The organism is Patulibacter medicamentivorans (assembly GCF_000240225.1).
GTDB lineage: Bacteria > Actinomycetota > Thermoleophilia > Solirubrobacterales > Solirubrobacteraceae > Patulibacter > Patulibacter medicamentivorans.
In genome coordinates this window covers 1-16,614 of the sequence record NZ_AGUD01000309.1, presented here as the reverse complement: position 1 = coordinate 16,614, position 16,614 = coordinate 1, and the positions used below count along the sequence as shown (strand labels likewise).

Annotated in this window: 16 protein-coding genes; 4 read left to right on the top strand and 12 right to left on the bottom strand. The window is 74.8% G+C overall.

Annotated features, from left to right (window positions below; genetic code table 11):
- Both PAI11_RS22445 and PAI11_RS22440 read right to left on the bottom strand, forming a co-directional pair.
- The coding region (locus PAI11_RS22445) for an FAD-dependent oxidoreductase (protein ID WP_040601426.1) at positions 1 to 351 on the bottom strand (351 nt) is incomplete at its 3' end.
- Positions 348 to 2,141 (bottom strand): FAD-dependent oxidoreductase, encoded by a 1,794-nt coding sequence (locus tag PAI11_RS22440; RefSeq protein WP_007579034.1) that lies wholly within the window; start codon positions 2,139 to 2,141, stop codon positions 348 to 350. The genes PAI11_RS22445 and PAI11_RS22440, both read right to left, overlap by 4 nt.
- Before the next feature lie 187 nt (positions 2,142 to 2,328).
- Here PAI11_RS22440 and PAI11_RS22435 point away from each other — a divergent pair, with 187 nt between their 5' ends.
- Positions 2,329 to 2,913 carry a TetR/AcrR family transcriptional regulator gene (locus PAI11_RS22435; RefSeq protein WP_007579033.1) on the top strand — a complete coding sequence of 195 codons (585 nt, stop codon included), beginning with the start codon at positions 2,329 to 2,331 and terminating at the stop codon, positions 2,911 to 2,913.
- Between the two features lie 24 nt (positions 2,914 to 2,937).
- Here the strand turns inward: PAI11_RS22435 and PAI11_RS22430 are convergent, their stop codons facing one another.
- The 7 genes from PAI11_RS22430 to PAI11_RS22400 all read right to left on the bottom strand — a co-directional run bounded on the left by PAI11_RS22430 (position 2,938) and on the right by PAI11_RS22400 (position 9,641).
- Positions 2,938 to 3,621: an FHA domain-containing protein gene (locus PAI11_RS22430; protein WP_007579031.1), complete on the bottom strand. Its 684-nt coding sequence runs from the start codon at positions 3,619 to 3,621 to the stop codon at positions 2,938 to 2,940.
- A gap of 154 nt (positions 3,622 to 3,775) precedes the next feature.
- Positions 3,776 to 4,198 carry a hypothetical protein gene (locus PAI11_RS22425; RefSeq protein ID WP_007579029.1) on the bottom strand — a complete coding sequence of 141 codons (423 nt, stop codon included), beginning with the start codon at positions 4,196 to 4,198 and terminating at the stop codon, positions 3,776 to 3,778.
- Between the two features lie 437 nt (positions 4,199 to 4,635).
- The gene (gene purL, locus PAI11_RS22420) at positions 4,636 to 7,005 is read right to left on the bottom strand and encodes a phosphoribosylformylglycinamidine synthase subunit PurL (RefSeq protein ID WP_007579027.1); all 2,370 of its coding nucleotides are present in this window, start codon (positions 7,003 to 7,005) and stop codon (positions 4,636 to 4,638) included.
- Complete coding sequence (gene purQ / locus PAI11_RS22415) at positions 6,995 to 7,672, bottom strand: phosphoribosylformylglycinamidine synthase subunit PurQ (protein ID WP_007579025.1); 678 nt, start codon at positions 7,670 to 7,672, stop codon at positions 6,995 to 6,997. The genes purL and purQ overlap by 11 nt, the downstream gene beginning before the upstream one ends.
- Positions 7,672 to 7,899: a phosphoribosylformylglycinamidine synthase subunit PurS gene (gene purS, locus PAI11_RS22410; RefSeq protein WP_007579023.1), complete on the bottom strand. Its 228-nt coding sequence runs from the start codon at positions 7,897 to 7,899 to the stop codon at positions 7,672 to 7,674. The genes purQ and purS overlap by 1 nt, the downstream gene beginning before the upstream one ends.
- Positions 7,900 to 8,191: 292 nt before the next feature.
- Complete coding sequence (locus PAI11_RS22405; RefSeq protein WP_007579021.1) at positions 8,192 to 9,100, bottom strand: phosphoribosylaminoimidazolesuccinocarboxamide synthase; 909 nt, start codon at positions 9,098 to 9,100, stop codon at positions 8,192 to 8,194.
- A gap of 136 nt (positions 9,101 to 9,236) precedes the next feature.
- Positions 9,237 to 9,641 carry a hypothetical protein gene (locus PAI11_RS22400; protein ID WP_138974493.1) on the bottom strand — a complete coding sequence of 135 codons (405 nt, stop codon included), beginning with the start codon at positions 9,639 to 9,641 and terminating at the stop codon, positions 9,237 to 9,239.
- A gap of 284 nt (positions 9,642 to 9,925) precedes the next feature.
- Between PAI11_RS22400 and PAI11_RS22395 the strand changes: the two genes are divergently transcribed.
- Both PAI11_RS22395 and PAI11_RS22390 read left to right on the top strand, forming a co-directional pair.
- Positions 9,926 to 10,855, top strand: coding sequence for a LysR family transcriptional regulator (locus PAI11_RS22395; RefSeq protein WP_007579017.1), 930 nt, complete (start codon positions 9,926 to 9,928; stop codon positions 10,853 to 10,855).
- A gap of 377 nt (positions 10,856 to 11,232) precedes the next feature.
- On the top strand, positions 11,233 to 12,168 hold the full coding sequence (locus tag PAI11_RS22390; protein WP_007579015.1) for a LysR family transcriptional regulator: 936 nt from the start codon (positions 11,233 to 11,235) through the stop codon (positions 12,166 to 12,168).
- Between the two features lie 31 nt (positions 12,169 to 12,199).
- Here the strand turns inward: PAI11_RS22390 and PAI11_RS22385 are convergent, their stop codons facing one another.
- From PAI11_RS22385 to PAI11_RS25075, 3 genes are read right to left on the bottom strand one after another with little or no spacing between them, the layout of a single operon-like run.
- Positions 12,200 to 13,210, bottom strand: coding sequence for an acyl-CoA dehydrogenase family protein (locus tag PAI11_RS22385; protein WP_007579013.1), 1,011 nt, complete (start codon positions 13,208 to 13,210; stop codon positions 12,200 to 12,202).
- A gap of 16 nt (positions 13,211 to 13,226) precedes the next feature.
- Positions 13,227 to 14,387 (bottom strand): acyl-CoA dehydrogenase family protein, encoded by a 1,161-nt coding sequence (locus PAI11_RS22380; protein ID WP_007579011.1) that lies wholly within the window; start codon positions 14,385 to 14,387, stop codon positions 13,227 to 13,229.
- A 10-nt stretch (positions 14,388 to 14,397) separates the two neighbouring features.
- On the bottom strand, positions 14,398 to 15,114 hold the full coding sequence (locus tag PAI11_RS25075) for a TetR/AcrR family transcriptional regulator (RefSeq protein WP_050897361.1): 717 nt from the start codon (positions 15,112 to 15,114) through the stop codon (positions 14,398 to 14,400).
- 166 nt (positions 15,115 to 15,280) lie between these two features.
- Between PAI11_RS25075 and PAI11_RS22370 the strand changes: the two genes are divergently transcribed.
- The gene (locus PAI11_RS22370; RefSeq protein ID WP_007579008.1) at positions 15,281 to 16,285 is read left to right on the top strand and encodes an ArsR/SmtB family transcription factor; all 1,005 of its coding nucleotides are present in this window, start codon (positions 15,281 to 15,283) and stop codon (positions 16,283 to 16,285) included.
- The last annotated feature ends 329 nt before the right edge of the window (positions 16,286 to 16,614 follow it).

The following is a 16,614-nucleotide window of genomic DNA, read 5'->3' as shown; positions in this document are numbered from 1 at the left end:
CGCGGCGTCGACGAGCGCGGCGTCGAGCCCCGGCCGCCGCACGCAGAGCGCGTGGTCGATCCCGTCGACGGGCCGGAAGTCGCCGCGGACCTCGAGCCCGGCGCCGCCCGCCAGGGCCCGCGGCAGCGGCGGCGCGTCGAGCGCCAGGACCCGCGGCAGCGCTCCCAGCCGCCGCAGCTCGGCGACCCCCGACGGCCACAGCAGGTGGGTCGAGAGCGTGTCGGAGGGAAAGCGCGCGCGGTCCAGGGCGACCACGCGACGACCCGCCCGCGCCAGCGCGATCGCCGTCGCCGACCCGGCGCAGCGAGCGCCGACGACGATCGCGTCGACCCGCTCGGCGGCGCCGCTCATCCGAGTGGCAGGTCGAGCGCGTTCGGCGCCCCGGCGCTGTGGAGGATCTGGTCGACGCCCTTCAGCAGCTCGAACTCCGGCGCCCGGTAGAGCGTGTAGGTCCTGGCCGGCGTGGCGCTCGAGTCGGCCGTCTCCAGCAGCGCGTTGACGGCGGCCCGGCCCGACTCGTTGGCGCCCTCCATCGTCGCCAGGTCGATGTTGGTCTGCACGTAGTCGCCGGCCAGGAACAGGTTCGGCAGCTTGGTGCGCGCGGTCGGCCGCTTGTCCCAGCTGCCGACGGTGTTGACCAGCAGCGGCGTGACGTTGCGGTTGGCGCCGGTCTTTGGATTCCAGACGATCCCCGGGTCGAGGAACCAGGAGTGGACGATGTCGTCCGGCAGCAGCTTGGCGGCGGTGCCGTGGGCCTTGATCTGGGCCCAGACCTCGCGCGCGATCTGGTCCGGGGTGCAGCGCTTGGCGGGCTTGCCGTAGAGGATCCCCGGCGCGTCCCAGTTGGAGATGTCGATCGACAACGCGTCGACCGCGGTCCCGTCGCCGTAGTCGCGGCCGAAGTCGCGGCTGTTCCAGAACTGCCCCTGGGTGAGGCCCGTCAGCGCCCACGGCGCGTCGATGAAGGTGATGTGGCCGCGGGTGATGTCGACCTTGCGCTTGAGGAAGTACTGGATCCCGACCATCCAGTCGGCGAACAGCTCGTCCATCTGCTTCAGCGACGGATCGACGGCCAGCACCTCGGGGCTCCAGAGCTTGCGGGCCCGCTCGACCGGCATCGCGCAGACGAACCAGTCGGCGTCGATCCGGTAGCGCCTGCGCCGCGCGTCGTGCGACCAGGCCGCGGTGACCCGGCCGCCGCCGACCTCGAGCCGGTCGACCGCCTGGCCGACCTCGAACCGGACGCCGAGCCGCTGCAGGTGCGCGACCCACGGGTCGATCCAGGCCTCGTTCGTCGGCAGGTCGAGGACGCGGTCGAGCGCCCCGTCGTTGCCGCGGTTCATCATCGTCATCAGGAACGCCTCGGCCATGTTGCCGATCGTCCTGGTGCTGGCGACGGTCTCCTTGGCGGCGACCACGTTGCGGGTCATCCCGGCCGCGGCGACCGTCTTGTACTCCTGCGACTTGCCCTCGGCGCGGATGAAGTCCCACCAGCTGACGTGCTCCCACTGGCCGAAGCGGCGGGCGTCGCAGCTGGTCAGGAAGACCAGCAGCCGCTCGACGAAGAAGACCAGCTCGTGGGGCGGGATCCCGTAGCCGGAGAGCCAGTCGGTCAGCTGCCGCCGGAGTCCGTCGGGGGTCAGCATCCCGACGGGGTCGGGGATCAGGCCGAAGGGCCCGGCGTCGGCGCGATCGCCGTTGCGGAGGAACTTGCCGCCGGTCGCCGCCACCAGGTTGTCGCGGACGCCGCCGGGATTGCCGGGGAACGGGATCCGCCGCATCGTGTCGGGCACGTGGTGGTAGAAGCCCGGGAAGAACCGGAACCCGTGCTCGCCCGGGAGGTCGCGACGGCCGCCGCGGCCGGTCCCCGCGACCGGGATGCTGCGGGCCTTGCCGCCGAGCGCGTTGCGCTCGTAGACCGTGACCTGGAAGCCGCGCTCGGCCAGCTCGTGCGCGGCCGCGAGCCCCGCCATGCCGCCGCCGAGGACCGCGACCCGCCGGTTGCTCGTGGCGGCGCGGGCTGGGCCGGCGAAGACCCCGGACGTCGCCGCGATCGCACCGACCGCTCCGGCGTCGCGCAGGAACCGACGACGCGAGACGCCGTCCTGCTGCCCCAACCCGCGCTGCTCTCCGTCGCCCATCTCAGCCTCCGTGCTCGACGCGAGGACCGTAACCAACAGCTGTGTTGGTTGTCAACGTGAGGATCTGCCGGAGCGTCATGGAGCCCCAGTCTGCGGCGCCATCGGGCGCCCTTTCGAGGACGTCGAGGACCGCTGCTAACCTGCGCATGTGTCGGTAGCGACGACCGATCCCACGCCGAAGCGACGGATGCCCGCACCGGCCCGCCGGACGCGGATCCTCGCGGCGGCGCTCGAGGTATTCGCCTCGAACGGCTACGGCAGCACCAGCATGGGCCAGATCGCCGAGGCATCCGGGGTCACCCGCGCGGTCCTCTACGACCACTTCGCGTCGAAGAAGGCGGTCTTCCTGGCCGTCGTCGAGCAGCAGAACGCGCTCTTCATGGGCCACATCGGCGCGAGCATCTCGGGCGATGGGTCCCCCCGCGATCGGATGCGGGCGACGATGGACGCGGTCTTCACCTTCGCCGAGCGCCATCCGCCCGCCTGGCGACTGCTGTTCGGCAACGCCACCCACGGCGACGCCGCGATCGACGCGACCTGGCGCGAGATCCGCCAGGCGCGGACGGCGGCGGTCGCGGCGCTGCTGTCGGCGGACGCGCACGAGGCGGGGCTGGACCGCGATCCGGCCCAGGTCGAGATCATCGTCGAGATGCTGATCGCCGCCCTCAGCGGGGCGGTCGCCTGGTGGCGCGAGCACGAGGACGCCTCGCGGGCCGCCCTGGTCGACGCCGGCACCGAGCTGCTCTGGACCGGGCTCGGGCGGGGCGCCTAGGCCGCGGCCGCCCGGCCGTCGCGGCTACTCCAGGTCGGCCCGTCGCACCAGCCCCGACCGCAGGGCCCGGGCGGCCAGCTCGGAGCGCTTGCCCTGGGCCGGGGTGCCGTCCAGGTCGAAGCGCTCGTAGAGCACCTTGAGGTGGCTCTTGACCGTCTCGACCGACAGGAAGAGGGTGCTGGCGATCGCCTGGTTGGGTGCGGGAGCGCCCGCGCCGTCGACGACCATCGGCCGGCACAGCTCCTTGAGCACGGCCAGCTGGGCCGGCGTGACGACCGGCGGCAGGCTACCGAGGCCGATCGTGCGGGTGGCCGCGATCGTCTCGCCGTCGCGCGGGTCGCGGAACTCGATCGCGGTGCCGCCGATCCGCAGGACCGTGCCCTCGTTGAGCCGCAGCCGTCCGTCGAGCTTGCGGTCGTCGACGTGGGTCCCGTTGCGCGAGAGCCCGTCGTCGCTGACCACCCAGCCGTCGGCGACCCGCTCCAGCTCGAAGTGCACCCGCGAGACGCCCGGGTCGTGGTCGATCACCAGGTCGCAGGCCGGTGCCCGGCCGACGGTGATCCGCGCGTCCTCGGGCTCCAGGACGGCGACGATCGTGCGGCCCTCGCCGTCGGAGAGCCGCAGGAACGGCAGCCCGTCCCGCTCCGCCGCGAGCACCAGCTTCAACCCCTGCGCGGCGGAGGCGCCGTCGGCAGCACGCAGTTGCATGCCGCCGAGGGTAGCGAGGCCCGACCCGCGACGGTGGATGCGAGGTGGTCGTGGACCGAGGAGCTCGCCGCCGGGAGGCGAGAACCGTGCGCCAGCACTGCCGAACGAGCACGGTGGCGAGATCCGAAGCGTCCACGGCCGCCTCGCGCCACCGTCAGAAGCGGTACGCGGCGTACCGCTCGATGAAGAAGCCGCGGCCCGAGCGGTTGGTGACGGTGAAGCCGGCCGTGCCGGAGCGGACGCGGAAGCTGCCGACGCGGTAGGTCATCCCGTAGCCGAGGGTCGTGTTGCCGACGCCGCGGTAGGTGGCGCCGGTCCGGTAGGCCCCGCCGTAGCGGGAGAGGACGTAGCGGATGCCGGACGCCCGCGACTCGCAGGAGATCGTCGAGCGGGAGGCCTTGCAGAAGATGTTGCCGGTCTTGGAGCGGAAGGTCTGGGCGGCGTCGGCGGACGCGGTCCCGACCATCCCGGTGCCGCCGAGGGCGGCGACGGCGGTGACGAGCGCCCCGACGGCCAGGCGGCGCGAACGGCGCGGGGCGGGAAGGGGGCGCGGGTGAGTGGCGGTCGTGGTGGTCATCGTGAGCTCCTCGGAGGGCGGTTGGTGGATGAGCTCATCCTGCGCCTCGGGACGACTCCCGCCCATCCCTCTGCGGTGGGGCGGATCTCCCCTCCCCGTGGGGGTTCTCGCCACCCGCGCGGGTGAGGCGGCGGCCGGCTGCTCGCCGCCGCTGAGCGCCGACCGCAGGTCGTCCCGCAGGCCGCCCGGGCTCACGAAGGCGGCCGCCGCGTCGGCGGTCTCGACCTCGTCGGCGAAGCGCAGGCCCCTGATCCCCGGCGCGCCGACCGTCGTGGCCGATCGGGGTGCCGCCGATCGTCGTCTCGCGACCGGGCCGGCGACGAGGTCACGTTCGGGCGGCCCGAGGACGTCCGATCGTCGTCTCGCTGCCGCCGCCCCCGCGAGACGGCGATCGTCCCCCGCGCCCCGCGCCCGCGCCCCCGCGCCGCCCGCCGCGGCTACGCGAAGAACCGCGCCAGCGAGCCGTGCGCGTCGCGCAGCTCGTCGAGCGTCGCGACCGCCGTCTCGCCGCCGCAGCGGACGCGCAGCTCGCCGCCGCCGACCTCGCCGAGGATCGTGACCGGGACCTGGCCGGCCAGCGCCTCGAGGACCGTGCGGGGAGCCGAGACGACGAAGCCGCCGGGCGCCTCGCCGAACAGCGACGCGCGGGCGTCGCCGTCGACGGCGAACGGCTGGACCTCGACGGTGGCGCCGAAGCCGCCGGCGATCGCGGACTCGGCGAGCGCCACCAGCAGCCCGCCCTCGGCGATGTCGTGGGCGCTCGAGAGCTCGCCGCGGCGGACGGCCTCGCGGACCGCGACGATCCCCGCGACCGCGCGCTCGACGTCCCAGGCCGGCAGCCCGTCGGGCAGCGCGCGGCCCTCGAGCTTGGCCAGCTCGGACAGCGCCAGCTGGGGCGCGAAGCTGCCGACCAGCGCGATCGCGTCGCCGTGGCGCTGGAAGCCCAGCGGCGCGGTGACCGTCACGTCGGGCACCTTGCCGACCATGCCGACAACCGGCGTCGGGTAGATCGGCCCCGTCGTGCCCTCGTTGTAGAGCGAGACGTTGCCGCCGACGACCGGCGCACCGGTCGCGCGGCAGGCGTCGCCGAGGCCGCGGACCGACTCGGTCAGCTGCCACGCGATGTGCGGCTTCTCGGGGTTGCCGAAGTTCAGGTTGTTGGTCAGGCCGAGCGGCTCGGCCCCGACGCAGGCCAGGTTGGCCGCGCACTCCAGGACGTTCCAGACGGTGCCGGTGTACGGGTCGGCCGCGACCCGGCGGCCGGAGCCGTCGATCGAGACGCCGACGCCGGGGATCGGCGCGCCGCTCTCCGGGCCGCTGCCCTCGGCGGCCTCGAGGGCCGCGATGTCGGTCGGCCCGGCGAGCCCGCCGACGACCGCCCGGCGACCGGCCGGCCCCGGGATCATCAGGACCGCGGCGTCGGCCTGCCCCGGACGGCGCACCGTCCGCGACTGGACGACCGGGTCGTACTGCTCGAACAGCGGCCGGCGGTCGGCGACGTTGGCGCTGCCGACCAGCGCCAGCAGCGCGTCGCGGACCGGCGTCCCACCGGCGATCCGAGCGACCGGGGCGGGGTAGATCTCGGCCGGCCCACCGGCGGGCTTCTGCGGGTGGATCTCGTACAGCGGGCAGTCGTCGACCAGCGCGGGGACCGGCATGTCGCCGACCAGCGCGTCGCCGTCGTAGACCCGGAAGCGGCGGCTGTCGGTGACGACGCCGATCGCGGTGCCGTGGACGTCCCACTTGTCGGTGATCGCGATCACCTCGTCGACCCGGTCGGGCGTGACGACGCAGAGCATCCGCTCCTGCGACTCGGAGACCATCACCTCGAACGGCTCCAGCCCGGCCTCGCGCCGCGGCACCAGCGCGACGTCCAGGTCCAGGCCGACCTCGCCCTTCGACGCCATCTCCGACGCCGACGACGTCAGGCCGGCGGCGCCGAGGTCCTGGACCGACTCCAGCAGCCCCTTGTCGAGCAGCTCGAGCGTGCACTCGACGAGCTTGGCCTCCTCGAACGGGTCGCCGACCTGGACCGTCGGGCGCTTGTCGGCGTCGTCCTCGCCGAGCTCCGCCGAGGCCAGCACCGAGGCGCCGCCGATCCCGTCGCGGCCGGTCGAGGCGCCGAACAGGACCACGACGTTGCCGACGCCGGTGGCCGCCGAGAGCATCAGCTTCTCCTGCCGCAGCAGGCCCAGCGCCATCGCGTTGACCAGGCAGTTGGTCTCGTAGGGACCCTCGAAGTAGACGTCGCCGCCGATGTTCGGGACGCCGATCGAGTTGCCGTAGTGGCCGATCCCGCGAACCGCGCCGTCGAGCAGGAAGCGCGAGCGGTCGGAGTCCTCGACCTCGCCGAAGCGCAGCGCGTCGAGGACCGCGATCGGCCGCGCGCCGAGCGCGAAGATGTCGCGCAGGATCCCGCCGACGCCGGTCGCCGCGCCCTGGAACGGCTCGACCGCCGAGGGGTGGTTGTGCGACTCGACCTTGAACGCGACCGTCCAGCCGTCGCCGACGTCGACCGCGCCGGCGTTCTCGCCCGGGCCGAGCACCAGCGCGGGGCCCTCGGTCGGCAGCGTCTTCAGCAGCAGCTTCGAGTGCTTGTAGGCGCAGTGCTCGCTCCACATCAGCGAGAACATCGCCAGCTCGACCTGGACCGGCTCGCGGCCGAGCTTCTCGACCACCAGCGCGTACTCGTCGCGGGTCAGGCCGAGGCCGACCGCGGCCTCGACGCCCGGGGCCTCGCCGACCGGGACGATGCCGGGCGCCAGCTCGCGCGGGGCCGGCAGGGTGGTGGCGGGATCAGGCGACACCGGCGGCCTCCAGCGGCGAGCGGAACAGGAGCAGGCCGTCCGCGGACCCGGTCAGCGGGTCGACGGCGTGCTCGGGATGGGGCATCAGGCCGACGACGTTGCGGGCGGCGTTGCAGACGCCCGCGATCCCGTCGGACGAGCCGTTGTAGTTGTCGCCGGCGGCGTAGCGGAAGACCACCTGGTCGTCGGCGACCAGCCGCTCGACCGTCTCGTCCGGCGCGTACCAGCGACCGGTCTGGTGCTTGGCCGGGATCGACAGCAGCTGGCCGCGGCGGGTCGCGCGGGTCCAGGCGGTGTCGGCGGCGACCACGTCCAGCTCGACCTGGCGGAAGACGAACCGCCGGCCGACGTTCATCAGCATCGTGCCGGGCAGCAGGCCGGCCTCGCAGAGGACCTGGAAGCCGTTGCAGATCCCCAGCACCGGGCCGCCGTCGCGAGCGAAGGCGGCGACCGACTCCATCGCCGGGCTGAGCGCGGCGATCGCGCCGGCCCGCAGGTAGTCGCCGTAGGAGAAGCCGCCGGGGACGACGACCGCGTCGACGCCCTTGAGGTCGCGGTCGCGGTGCCACAGCAGCTCCGCGTTGCCGGCCCCGACCGCCCGCTCGGCGGCGAGCAGCGCGTCGACCTCGTCGCACGAGCCGGGGAACTGGACGACGCCGACGCGCATCAGGCGTCGACCTGGATCTCGTAGTCCTCGATCAGCGGGTTGGCGAGCAGCTTGTCGCAGATCGCCTCCAGCTCGGTCGCGTCGGCGACGTCGAGCTCGACGAGCCGGCCGATCCGGACGTTCTCGGCGGGCTGGAACCCGAGCTGGGGCAGCGCCTGCTCGACGGCGACGCCCTGCGGGTCGAGGATGCCGGCCTTGGGCCGGATGAGGATGCGGGCGTGGGGCATCGCGGCGGGTCCTAGCGAGGTCGAGCGTCGGAGGGAGCGTCGGAGGCGGCGGCGGTGCATCCGACGCCCGCGATGGTAGCTGCTGCCGCGGGTGGGAAAGCGGCCCGCCCCCGCCGCGCGCCCGCCGGCCCGGGACGACGAGCGGCGCTTGCGTGACCAACGACACGCCCAGCGTCGGCGTTCCGTTGGATGATGCACCTGAGGACGCCTAGCGTCCCTCTCTCCTCCCGCGGGGGGCGTCGCTTCGGCGGCGCCCCCCGCACCTCCTTCCGGGGTCGTTCCGCGAACGACCTCAGCGCGCCGGAGCGGTCCGCTCCAGCCACGAGGACAGCGACTCGCCGGTGATCCGCTCGTAGGCCTCGGCGTAGCGCTCCTGCGTCCCCTTCACGACCTCGGCGGGGATCTCCGGCGCCGGCGGGGTCTTGTCCCAGCCCGAGGCGACCGCCCAGTCGCGGACGTACTGCTTGTCGAAGCTCGGCGGCGTGGTGCCGACCTCGAACTCGTCGGCCGGCCAGTAGCGCGAGGAGTCCGGCGTCAGCGCCTCGTCGCCGAGGATCAGCTGACCGGTCTCGGGGTCGAGCCCGAACTCGAACTTCGTGTCGGCCAGGATCACCCCGCGCGAGCGGGCGTGCTCGTGCCCGAACTTGTAGAGCGCGATCGCGGCCTCGCGGACCTTGGTCGCCAGCGCGTCGCCGTCGCCGTCGGGCGCGACGTCGTTCAGCAGCTCGGCCGCCCGGGCGAAGTCGATCGCCTCGTCGTGCAGGCCCAGCTCGGCCTTGGTCGAGGGCGTGAAGATCGGGACCGGCAGCTCCTGGCTCTCCAGCAGGCCGGCCGGCAGCTCGACGCCGGAGACCTTGCCCGTCGCCTGGTAGTCCTTCCAGCCCGAGCCGGTGATGTGGCCGCGGACGATCGCCTCGATCGGGAGCATCTGCAGCTTGCGGACGACCACGCCGCGGCCGCGGGCCTCGTCCGGCACGCCGTCGGTGTAGGAGACGACGTGGTTGGGCACGATGTGCGCCGTCTTGTCGAACCAGAAGGCCGAGACCCCCGTCAGGACCGCGCCCTTGCCCGGGATCGTGTTCGGGTGCACGACGTCGTAGGTCGATACGCGATCGCTGGCGACCAGCAGCAGCCGGTCGTCGAGGTCGTAGATGTCGCGGACCTTGCCGCTGGCGAGGAGGGGAAGACGGTCGAGGGTCACGACTCCGCAGGCTAGCGCGGCCGCCCGCGGACGTCCGATCCGGGACCGCGGACGGCGAGGGGCCCGGCGAACGGATCCGCCAGGCCCCTCGTCCTGGTGCGGTCGCGGCTGGGGACCGCCGCACCGGTGATCGCCGTCAGGAGCGCGCCAGCCCCGGCCAGCGCCGTCGTCGGCGGCCGTGCGCGAAGCCGCGCAGAGCCTGGACGGCGGCGGCCGTGGGCCAGAACGGGTCGGCGATCACCTCGCCGGTGGCGAGGCTGACGGCGGCCAGCGGCGTTCCCGCCGTCTCGGCCAGCACGAGGGGACCGGGCGGGACGCTGGCGCTGTCGCGCTCGGCGATCGTCCGCAGGGCGTCGGCGTCGTCGGTCGTCGCGGGACGCAGCTCGATCGACTCCTGCACGAGGATCCGCGCGCGGCGCGCGGCCGGGCGGTCGGGGGCGAGGCGATCGTTCGCGACGTGGTCGGCGGCGGTCTGGGCGACGGCCCGACGCGCGGCCCGGGCGGCGAACGCGTCGTCGAAGGAGAGAGGTCCGGTGCTCATCGTGTCGCCTTCCGTCGGCATCCCCGTCGATCGTGCTCCAGCTTCGCCGCTGCCGCCTGGGCCGGCACGCGGAAAACGGACCTGTGGACCAGTTCGCCGCGGGTGGCCCCCTGGCCGGCGCGGACCGGGATCGGGGCTGCGATCCACTGTGGCGCGGCGGCGCGCGGTTCTCCATCGCACTCCGGCATGGCCGCCATGCGCCCGTTCGCCGGCCCGCCGCGACATGGCCGGCATGCCGGCTTCGCATGGACCTGCCGCCCCCGCGGGTCTACTGTCGGTGGGCCATGGAGCTCCTGCACCTGCGCGTCCTGCGCGAGGTCGCCCGTCGCGGCTCGATCTCGGCCGCCGCCGACGCCCTGGACTACACCCAGCCGGCGGTCTCGCGGCAGCTCGCGATGCTCGAGCGGCAGACCGGCCAGCCCCTGGTCGAGCGGACGCCGCGCGGCGCCCGCCTGACGGTCGCCGGCGAGGCCCTGCTGCGCCACGCCGAGGAGATCCTCGCGCGGGTCGACGCCGCCGACGCCGAGATGCAGGCGATCGCCACGATGCGCGGGGGCCAGGTGCGGGTGTCGGCGTTCCCGAGCACGGTCGGCTCGTTCGTCCCGTCGGGCCTGCGGGCGTTCGGCGACCGCTACCCGGACGTCTGCGTCAAGTTCGAGCTGGCCGAGCCGGCCCCGGGACTGGACCTGCTGCGCCAGGGGCAGCTCGACGTGGCGGTCACCAGCCTCGGCGCCAGCCCCGGGCCGCCGCCGGGCTTTCGCGCCACCCGCCTGATCGACGACCCGCTCTACTGCGCGCTGCCGCCCGACCACCCGCTGGCCGACCTCGACGAGGTCCCGATCGCCGCGTTGGCCGGCGAGCCGCTGGTCCTCGGGTCGCCCCGCACCTGCCCGGACTGCGACGTGATGCAGCAGGCGTGCGAGGCCGAGGGCTTCGTCCCCAACCGCGCCTACCTGGCCGACGACTACGGCGCCAGCCTCGGACTGGTGGCCGCCGGCCTGGCGGTCGCGATGATCCCGGAGCTGGCGCTGCGAGCGCTGCGCAACGACGTCGTGATCCGCCCGCTCGAGCAGCGGATCGTCCGCCGGATCGTCGCGATGACCGCCGAGACCGCCGCCGACTCGAAGGTCAACGACGCGATGGTCACCGCGCTCTCGGATGCCGCGGCCGCCTACGCCGCGACCGAGCAGGCGCGGGCGGCGGCCGAGGCCTGAGGGGTCGGAGGCGCGGAGGCCCGAGCCGGGCGTCCGGCGGCCGCACGATCGTCGTCTCGCCCTGCCGTCTGCTCCCAGATGGCGATTCGACGGTCCTGAGGCACACGATCGCTGTCTCGTCCTGTCGCCGGCTTCGAGATGGCAACTCGACGGCCGGCCGCGCACGATCGCCATCTCACTCCGTCGCCCGCGCACGAGACCGCCCCGGCCGCCCCCGACGCCGTCCGCCGCCCGAGGGTGCGCGGCGGGATCGGGGCGACGGTCTGGTCCGTGTCCGGATCGTGGCGTCGCGAAGACCGGCGACCAGCGCGAAGGCGCGCGTTCTCATTCCATGAGGGAATGACAGAGGCATTCCGCGGTGGCATACTGGGAGAACGATGAGCGAGCGGCCCGCGCTACCGGCGACGCACGATCTCGAGGCGCTCGTCGCCGCGGTCGAGACCGGGACGATGGGCGGCGCGGCCGAGGCGCTCGACTTGACCCAGTCGGCGGTCACCAAGCGGATCGCCCGGCTCGAGGCCCAGCTCGGGATCCTGCTGCTGGAGCGGGGCCGCTTCGGCGTCCGGCCGACCGCGGCCGGCGGCCTGCTCTACCCCGAGGCGCGGCGGGCGCTCGACGTCCTGCACCGGGCCGCCGATCTGGTGCGGGCCGAGCGGGTCGCCCAGCGCGACACGCTGCGGATCGCCTCCAGCCACACCGTCGGCGAGTACCTGCTGCCCGACTGGCTCGCCGCCCACCGCCGCAGCGGCGGCGCCCCGCACGCGGCCGTCCAGATCGCCAACTCGCCCGCGGTCGTCCACGCCGTCCGCGAGGGCGAGGTCGACCTCGGGTTCATCGAGCACGGCCGCGCGGTGACCGGGGTCGAGACACTGGTCGTCGGCCGCGACGAGCTGGTCGTGGTCGTCGCCGCCGGCCACCGCTGGGCGAGTCGCCGGACCGTCGGCGCCCGCGACCTGATCGGCGAGCCCTACCTGACCCGCGAGCCGGAGTCCGGGACCCGGACCGTGGCCGAGGACGCGCTCGCCGCCGCCGGGGTCGCGCTGCGCCCGTCGCTGGAGGCGATGAGCCTCGAGTCGGTCAAGCGCTCGGTCGCCGGCGGGGACGGGTTCGCGCTGCTCTCGCCGCTGGCCGTCGGCCGCGAGGTCGAGGCGGGGACGCTCGTCACCCGGCGGGTCCGCGGGGCCGACCTGCGGCGCGAGCTGCGGGCGGTCCGGCGCCGCGGCGGCGCCGGTGGCGCCGGTGCGCAGGAGCCCGCCCGCAGGCTCTGGCGGTGGCTGGCCGCCGAGGCCGCGGTCGCCGCAGACGACGACTGACCCGCCGCGACGCCACCGGCCCGCGCCGCCCTCAGACGGCGGCCGCGGCCCGCGGCACGGCATAGCGCGCGATCCGCTGGCGGTGGTGCCCGGCCCCGCCCAGCAGCACCGCGTCGATCTGCGCCCGCTTGAACAGCCAGTGCAGATCGGCCTCCCAGGTGAAGCCGATCCCGCCGTGCAGCTGGATCGCCTGGGCGCTGACCCGCCGGCCGGCGGCCGAGGCGGCGGCCTTCGCCAGCGCCGCGGCCTCGCTCAGCTTCGCCTGGTCCCCGGCGTCGGCGACCCAGGCCGCGTTGGCCACCAGCACCTTCGCCACCTCGACATCGCGCAGCATCTGCGCGGCCTCGTGCTTGACCGCCTGGAAGCTGCCGACGGGGACGCCGAACTGCTTGCGGTCCTTGACGTAGTCGACGGTCGCCTCGAGCGCCCGCTGCAGCACGCCGACCAGCTCGGCCGCGACCACGATCGTCGCCCGGTCGAGGCCACCGCCCGGTCCGCCGTCGCGCGGGGCGGCCCCGGCGACGGTCACCCGGCCGTGGCCGCGCGTCGGGTCGATCGCGTCGACCGCGACCGCGACGCCGCTTCCGGGAGCGTGCAGCTGCGGCCCGTCGGCCCCGGCCACCACGACCAGGCCCTCGTCCGAGGCGCCCGGCACCGGGACCGCGTCGCCGGGCAGGGTCACCGCGCCGCGCAGCTCGCCGCTGGCCAGGCCCGGAAGCCACCGCTCGCGGTCGCCGTCGCTGGCGTCGTGCTGGACGACGAGCCCGGCCAGCGCCGTGCCCAGGAACGGCACCGGCGCGACCGCGCGGCCCAGCTCCTCGGCGATCGCCGCCAACTCGATCACGCCCAGGCCGGAGCCGCCGTGGGCCTCGTCGACCGCGATCCCGGGCCAGCCCAGGTCGCGCAGCTCGGCCCAGAGGGCGTCGTCCTCGCGACGGGCCTCGCCGGCGGCGCGCACCTGGGTGAACGACGAGCGCTCGGCGAGCAGCTCGCGCGCGGTGCGCTGGATCTCCTGCTGGTCCTCGGACAGTTCGAATCGCATCTCGATCTCCTCCCGCTCAGACCCGCGGCAGGCCCAGGACCCGCTCGGCCACGATGTTCTTCTGGATCTCCGTGGTGCCGCCCTCGATCGAGTTGCCGCGGGCGCGCAGCAGCTCGTAGGCCCACGGCTCGCCGTCGATCAGCGCCTCGCTGCCGAAGACGTCGGCGGCGACCTCGACCAGCTGCTGGTTGGTCTCGCTCCACAGCCACTTGCCGAGCGAGCCCTCCGGTCCCGGCTGGCCGTAGCGCTCGATCGCGGTCAGGCCCTTCCAGGCCAGCAGCCGCAGCGCCTCGGTCCGCAGGTGCAGGTCGGCGATCTTGTCCGCGACCACGGGATCGTCGATCACGCCGTCGGTCCCGCCCGCCCCGGCCGCCCGGTCGACCAGCGCGTCGAGCTGCTGGCGCAGGCGGACCTGGAGGAAGAACGCCAGCCCCGCGCGCTCGTTCATCAGCGTCGTCAGCGCGACCTTCCAGCCGTTGCCGACGCCGCCGACGACGGCCGAGTCGGGGATCCGGACCTCGTCGAGGAACAGCTCGTTGAACTCGGGGCTGCCGGTGATCTGGACCAGCGGCCGGACCTCGACGCCGGGCGATTCCATGTCGAGCACGAAGTAGGTCAGGCCCTTGTGCTTGGCCGGTCCGCCGGCCTCGGCCGGGTCGCCGGTGCGGGCGACGAGCATGCACCACTTGGCGTACTGGGCGCCCGAGGTCCAGACCTTCTGGCCGGTCACGACCCAGTCGTCGCCGTCCTTGACGGCCCGGGTCTTGACGGCGCCGAAGTCCGATCCGGCGTCGGGCTCGCTGAAGCCCTGGCACCAGCTCTCCTCGGCGTCGAGGATGGTCGGCAGCAGCCGGTCCTTCTGCTCCTGGCTGCCCCAGACCATCAGCGTCGGGCCGGCCAGCAGCAGGCCGAGGACGTCGGCCGGCAGCGGCGCGCCGGCGCGGCCCAGCTCCTCGAAGAAGATCGCCGTCTCGGAGAGGGTCGCGCCGCGGCCGCCGTACTCCTTCGGCCAGTGGACGCCGGCCAGCCCGGCGCCGTGCAGCGTCTTCTGCCACTGACGCCGCCACTGGTAGGCGGCGTCCTCGTCGTCCGGCGGATCGGTCGGCCGGTTGGCGGCGAACCAGGTCCGCAGCTCCTCCTGGAAGGCGGTCTGCTCGGGGGTGAAGGTCAGGTCCACGGGTGGCTCCTCAGGCGAGGTCGGGATCGGCAGCGAGGTCGGGGTCGGGGTCGGGCGCGGGGCGCTCGAGTGGCACGGCGGGGCGGGCGGGCCCCATCAACACCGACTCGGCGCAGTGGCAGAAGACGTCGGCGAGCTCCGGCAGGCGGTCGACCTGGCCGGCGCGGACGCGGTCGGCGGCGAGGTGCTCGGTGCCGGCGCAGAGGACGTGGAGCGCGTCGGCCGGGGGCTCGGCCAGCTCGGGCCGCTCGCGGCGGGCGAGCACGAACGTCTGCCGGTAGCGCTCGGCGAACCGCCGCAGCGCGACGTCGCGAGCGGCCAGCGCCGCCGGCCCGGCGAGCGGCAGCTGCAGCAGGTAGGCGCGAGCGAAGACCGGCCCGTCGGCCAGCGCCCGCAGGTAGGCGTCGATGCCGGCGCGCAGCTGGGCGCGCCAGTCGGTGGTGGTGCGGACGGCCCGGTCGATCCGCGCGTCGATCACGTCGACCCCGTGGCGGTAGGCCTCGAGGAAGACCTCCTCCTTGCCGGCGAACTCGGCGTAGAAGGTCGTCCGCGAGACGCCGGCCTGACGCACGACGTCGGCGACGGTCGTCCCCGCGTAGGTCCGCTCGCCGACCACGCGAGCGACCGCGTAGAGCAGCCGGCTGCGCTGGGCGCTGTGCCCGCCCGGCTGGGTCGCGGCGACGGCGGCGATGTCCGGGTGCTCGGCGAGGAGGTCGACATCGGCCACGCGCGTACCTTACGAGTATCGGTGAGTACTTTGCAAGTACAGAGGGGACGCCGCTCCCCCGCCGGATCCCCCGGTGACCTCGGAGCCGCGGTGTACTCTCGACGTGGTCGCCGGGTCCCGCCCCCAACCGCCCGCCGACCGGCCCGCCGCAGCGACGGGCACGACGATGGATCGACCACTCGCCCCCGCGCGTCTCCGCATCGGCCTCGCCGATGCGCACCGCTGGCCGCTGCGCGTCGCGATCGCCCCGCTGGCGTCGCTGATCGCCCTGCTGGCCGACGCCTACCACCCGCGCGGTCACCTGCCGGGCCCCTGGCGCGACGCGATCCGCCAGATGCTGCCCGCCCGCGCCCGCGAGGCGGTCGCCCCGGTCGTCGACCCGCGGACGCCGGCGGTCCCGAACTGCCTGATCCCGATGCCCGAGGCGCACCTGGTGCCGCTGGCGGACGACCTCGACCGGATCGTGACGGCCGGCCGCGACGTGCTGCTCGACGAGCTCGAGCTGGAGCTGGGCCCGCAGGTCCCCGGTCACTGGCAGCCGGTCGCCCGCCAGCCGCTGCGCTGGGTCGGGATGTACGCCGCCGCCCTCCAGCGGGCCGGCGACGCGGTCACGCCGCTCTGGACGCGGGCCGAGGCGCTGCTCGAGCGCGAGGTCGAGCGGGTCGGCGCGGCCGCCGCCCGCGGCGCGCTCGCCGAGTTGCTGGCCGGCGTCCACCCCGAGGCCCGCGTCGAGGACGGCGCCCTGGTCCTGCCCGACTACCACGACACCCTCGACCTGCACGTCGGATCCGCCGGCCTGGTCCTGATCCCGATGCTGACCGGGACGCACCGGATCATCGTCCAACACCGCGGCGACGAGCTGACGCACATCGCCTACCCGCTGCCGGGCCGCAACCGGCTGCTGCACGTCGAGCCCGATCTGGCGAGGCCGACCCCTGACGCCCTCGAGGCGCTCGTCGGCCCCGCGCGAGCCCGGGTCCTGCGCCACCTCGACCGCCCGACGACGGCCGGCGACGTCGCCGACGCGCTGCTCGCCGTGCCGAGCGCGGCCACCCGCCACGTGACCGTGCTCGAGGAAGCCGGCCTGGTCGCCCGAGAGCGCCAGGGCCGCAACGTCGTCGTCCGCCGGACCGTGCGCGGCACGCAGCTGCTGGCGCTGTACGACGGGTAGGGGCCGGGCGCTGACTGGGCCGGTCCTGGTCGCGCGTTGGGTGGCTTGGTCGGCCTTGGGGCGTCCTCCCGGCGGGGCGGCTGTTCGGGGGCGTGGGTGGGGTGCTCGCGTCGGGCCGCTGGGTTGCAGGGGCTTGTCGGCGTTGGCTGGGCGGGCCGGGCGTGGGTGGTCGACCGCTGGGTGCGGTGCGCTTGGCGGGGTTGGCCGTGTGGGCGCGGCGTTGGGTGGCTCGGCGCGGCGGATCGGGCTGGCGGGGCCCGGTGGCGCGGCGACGGTGCTGAGCGGGGGGTGAGTGGCGCTTGGTGGGTGGTCACCGGCGGGGTGGGGTC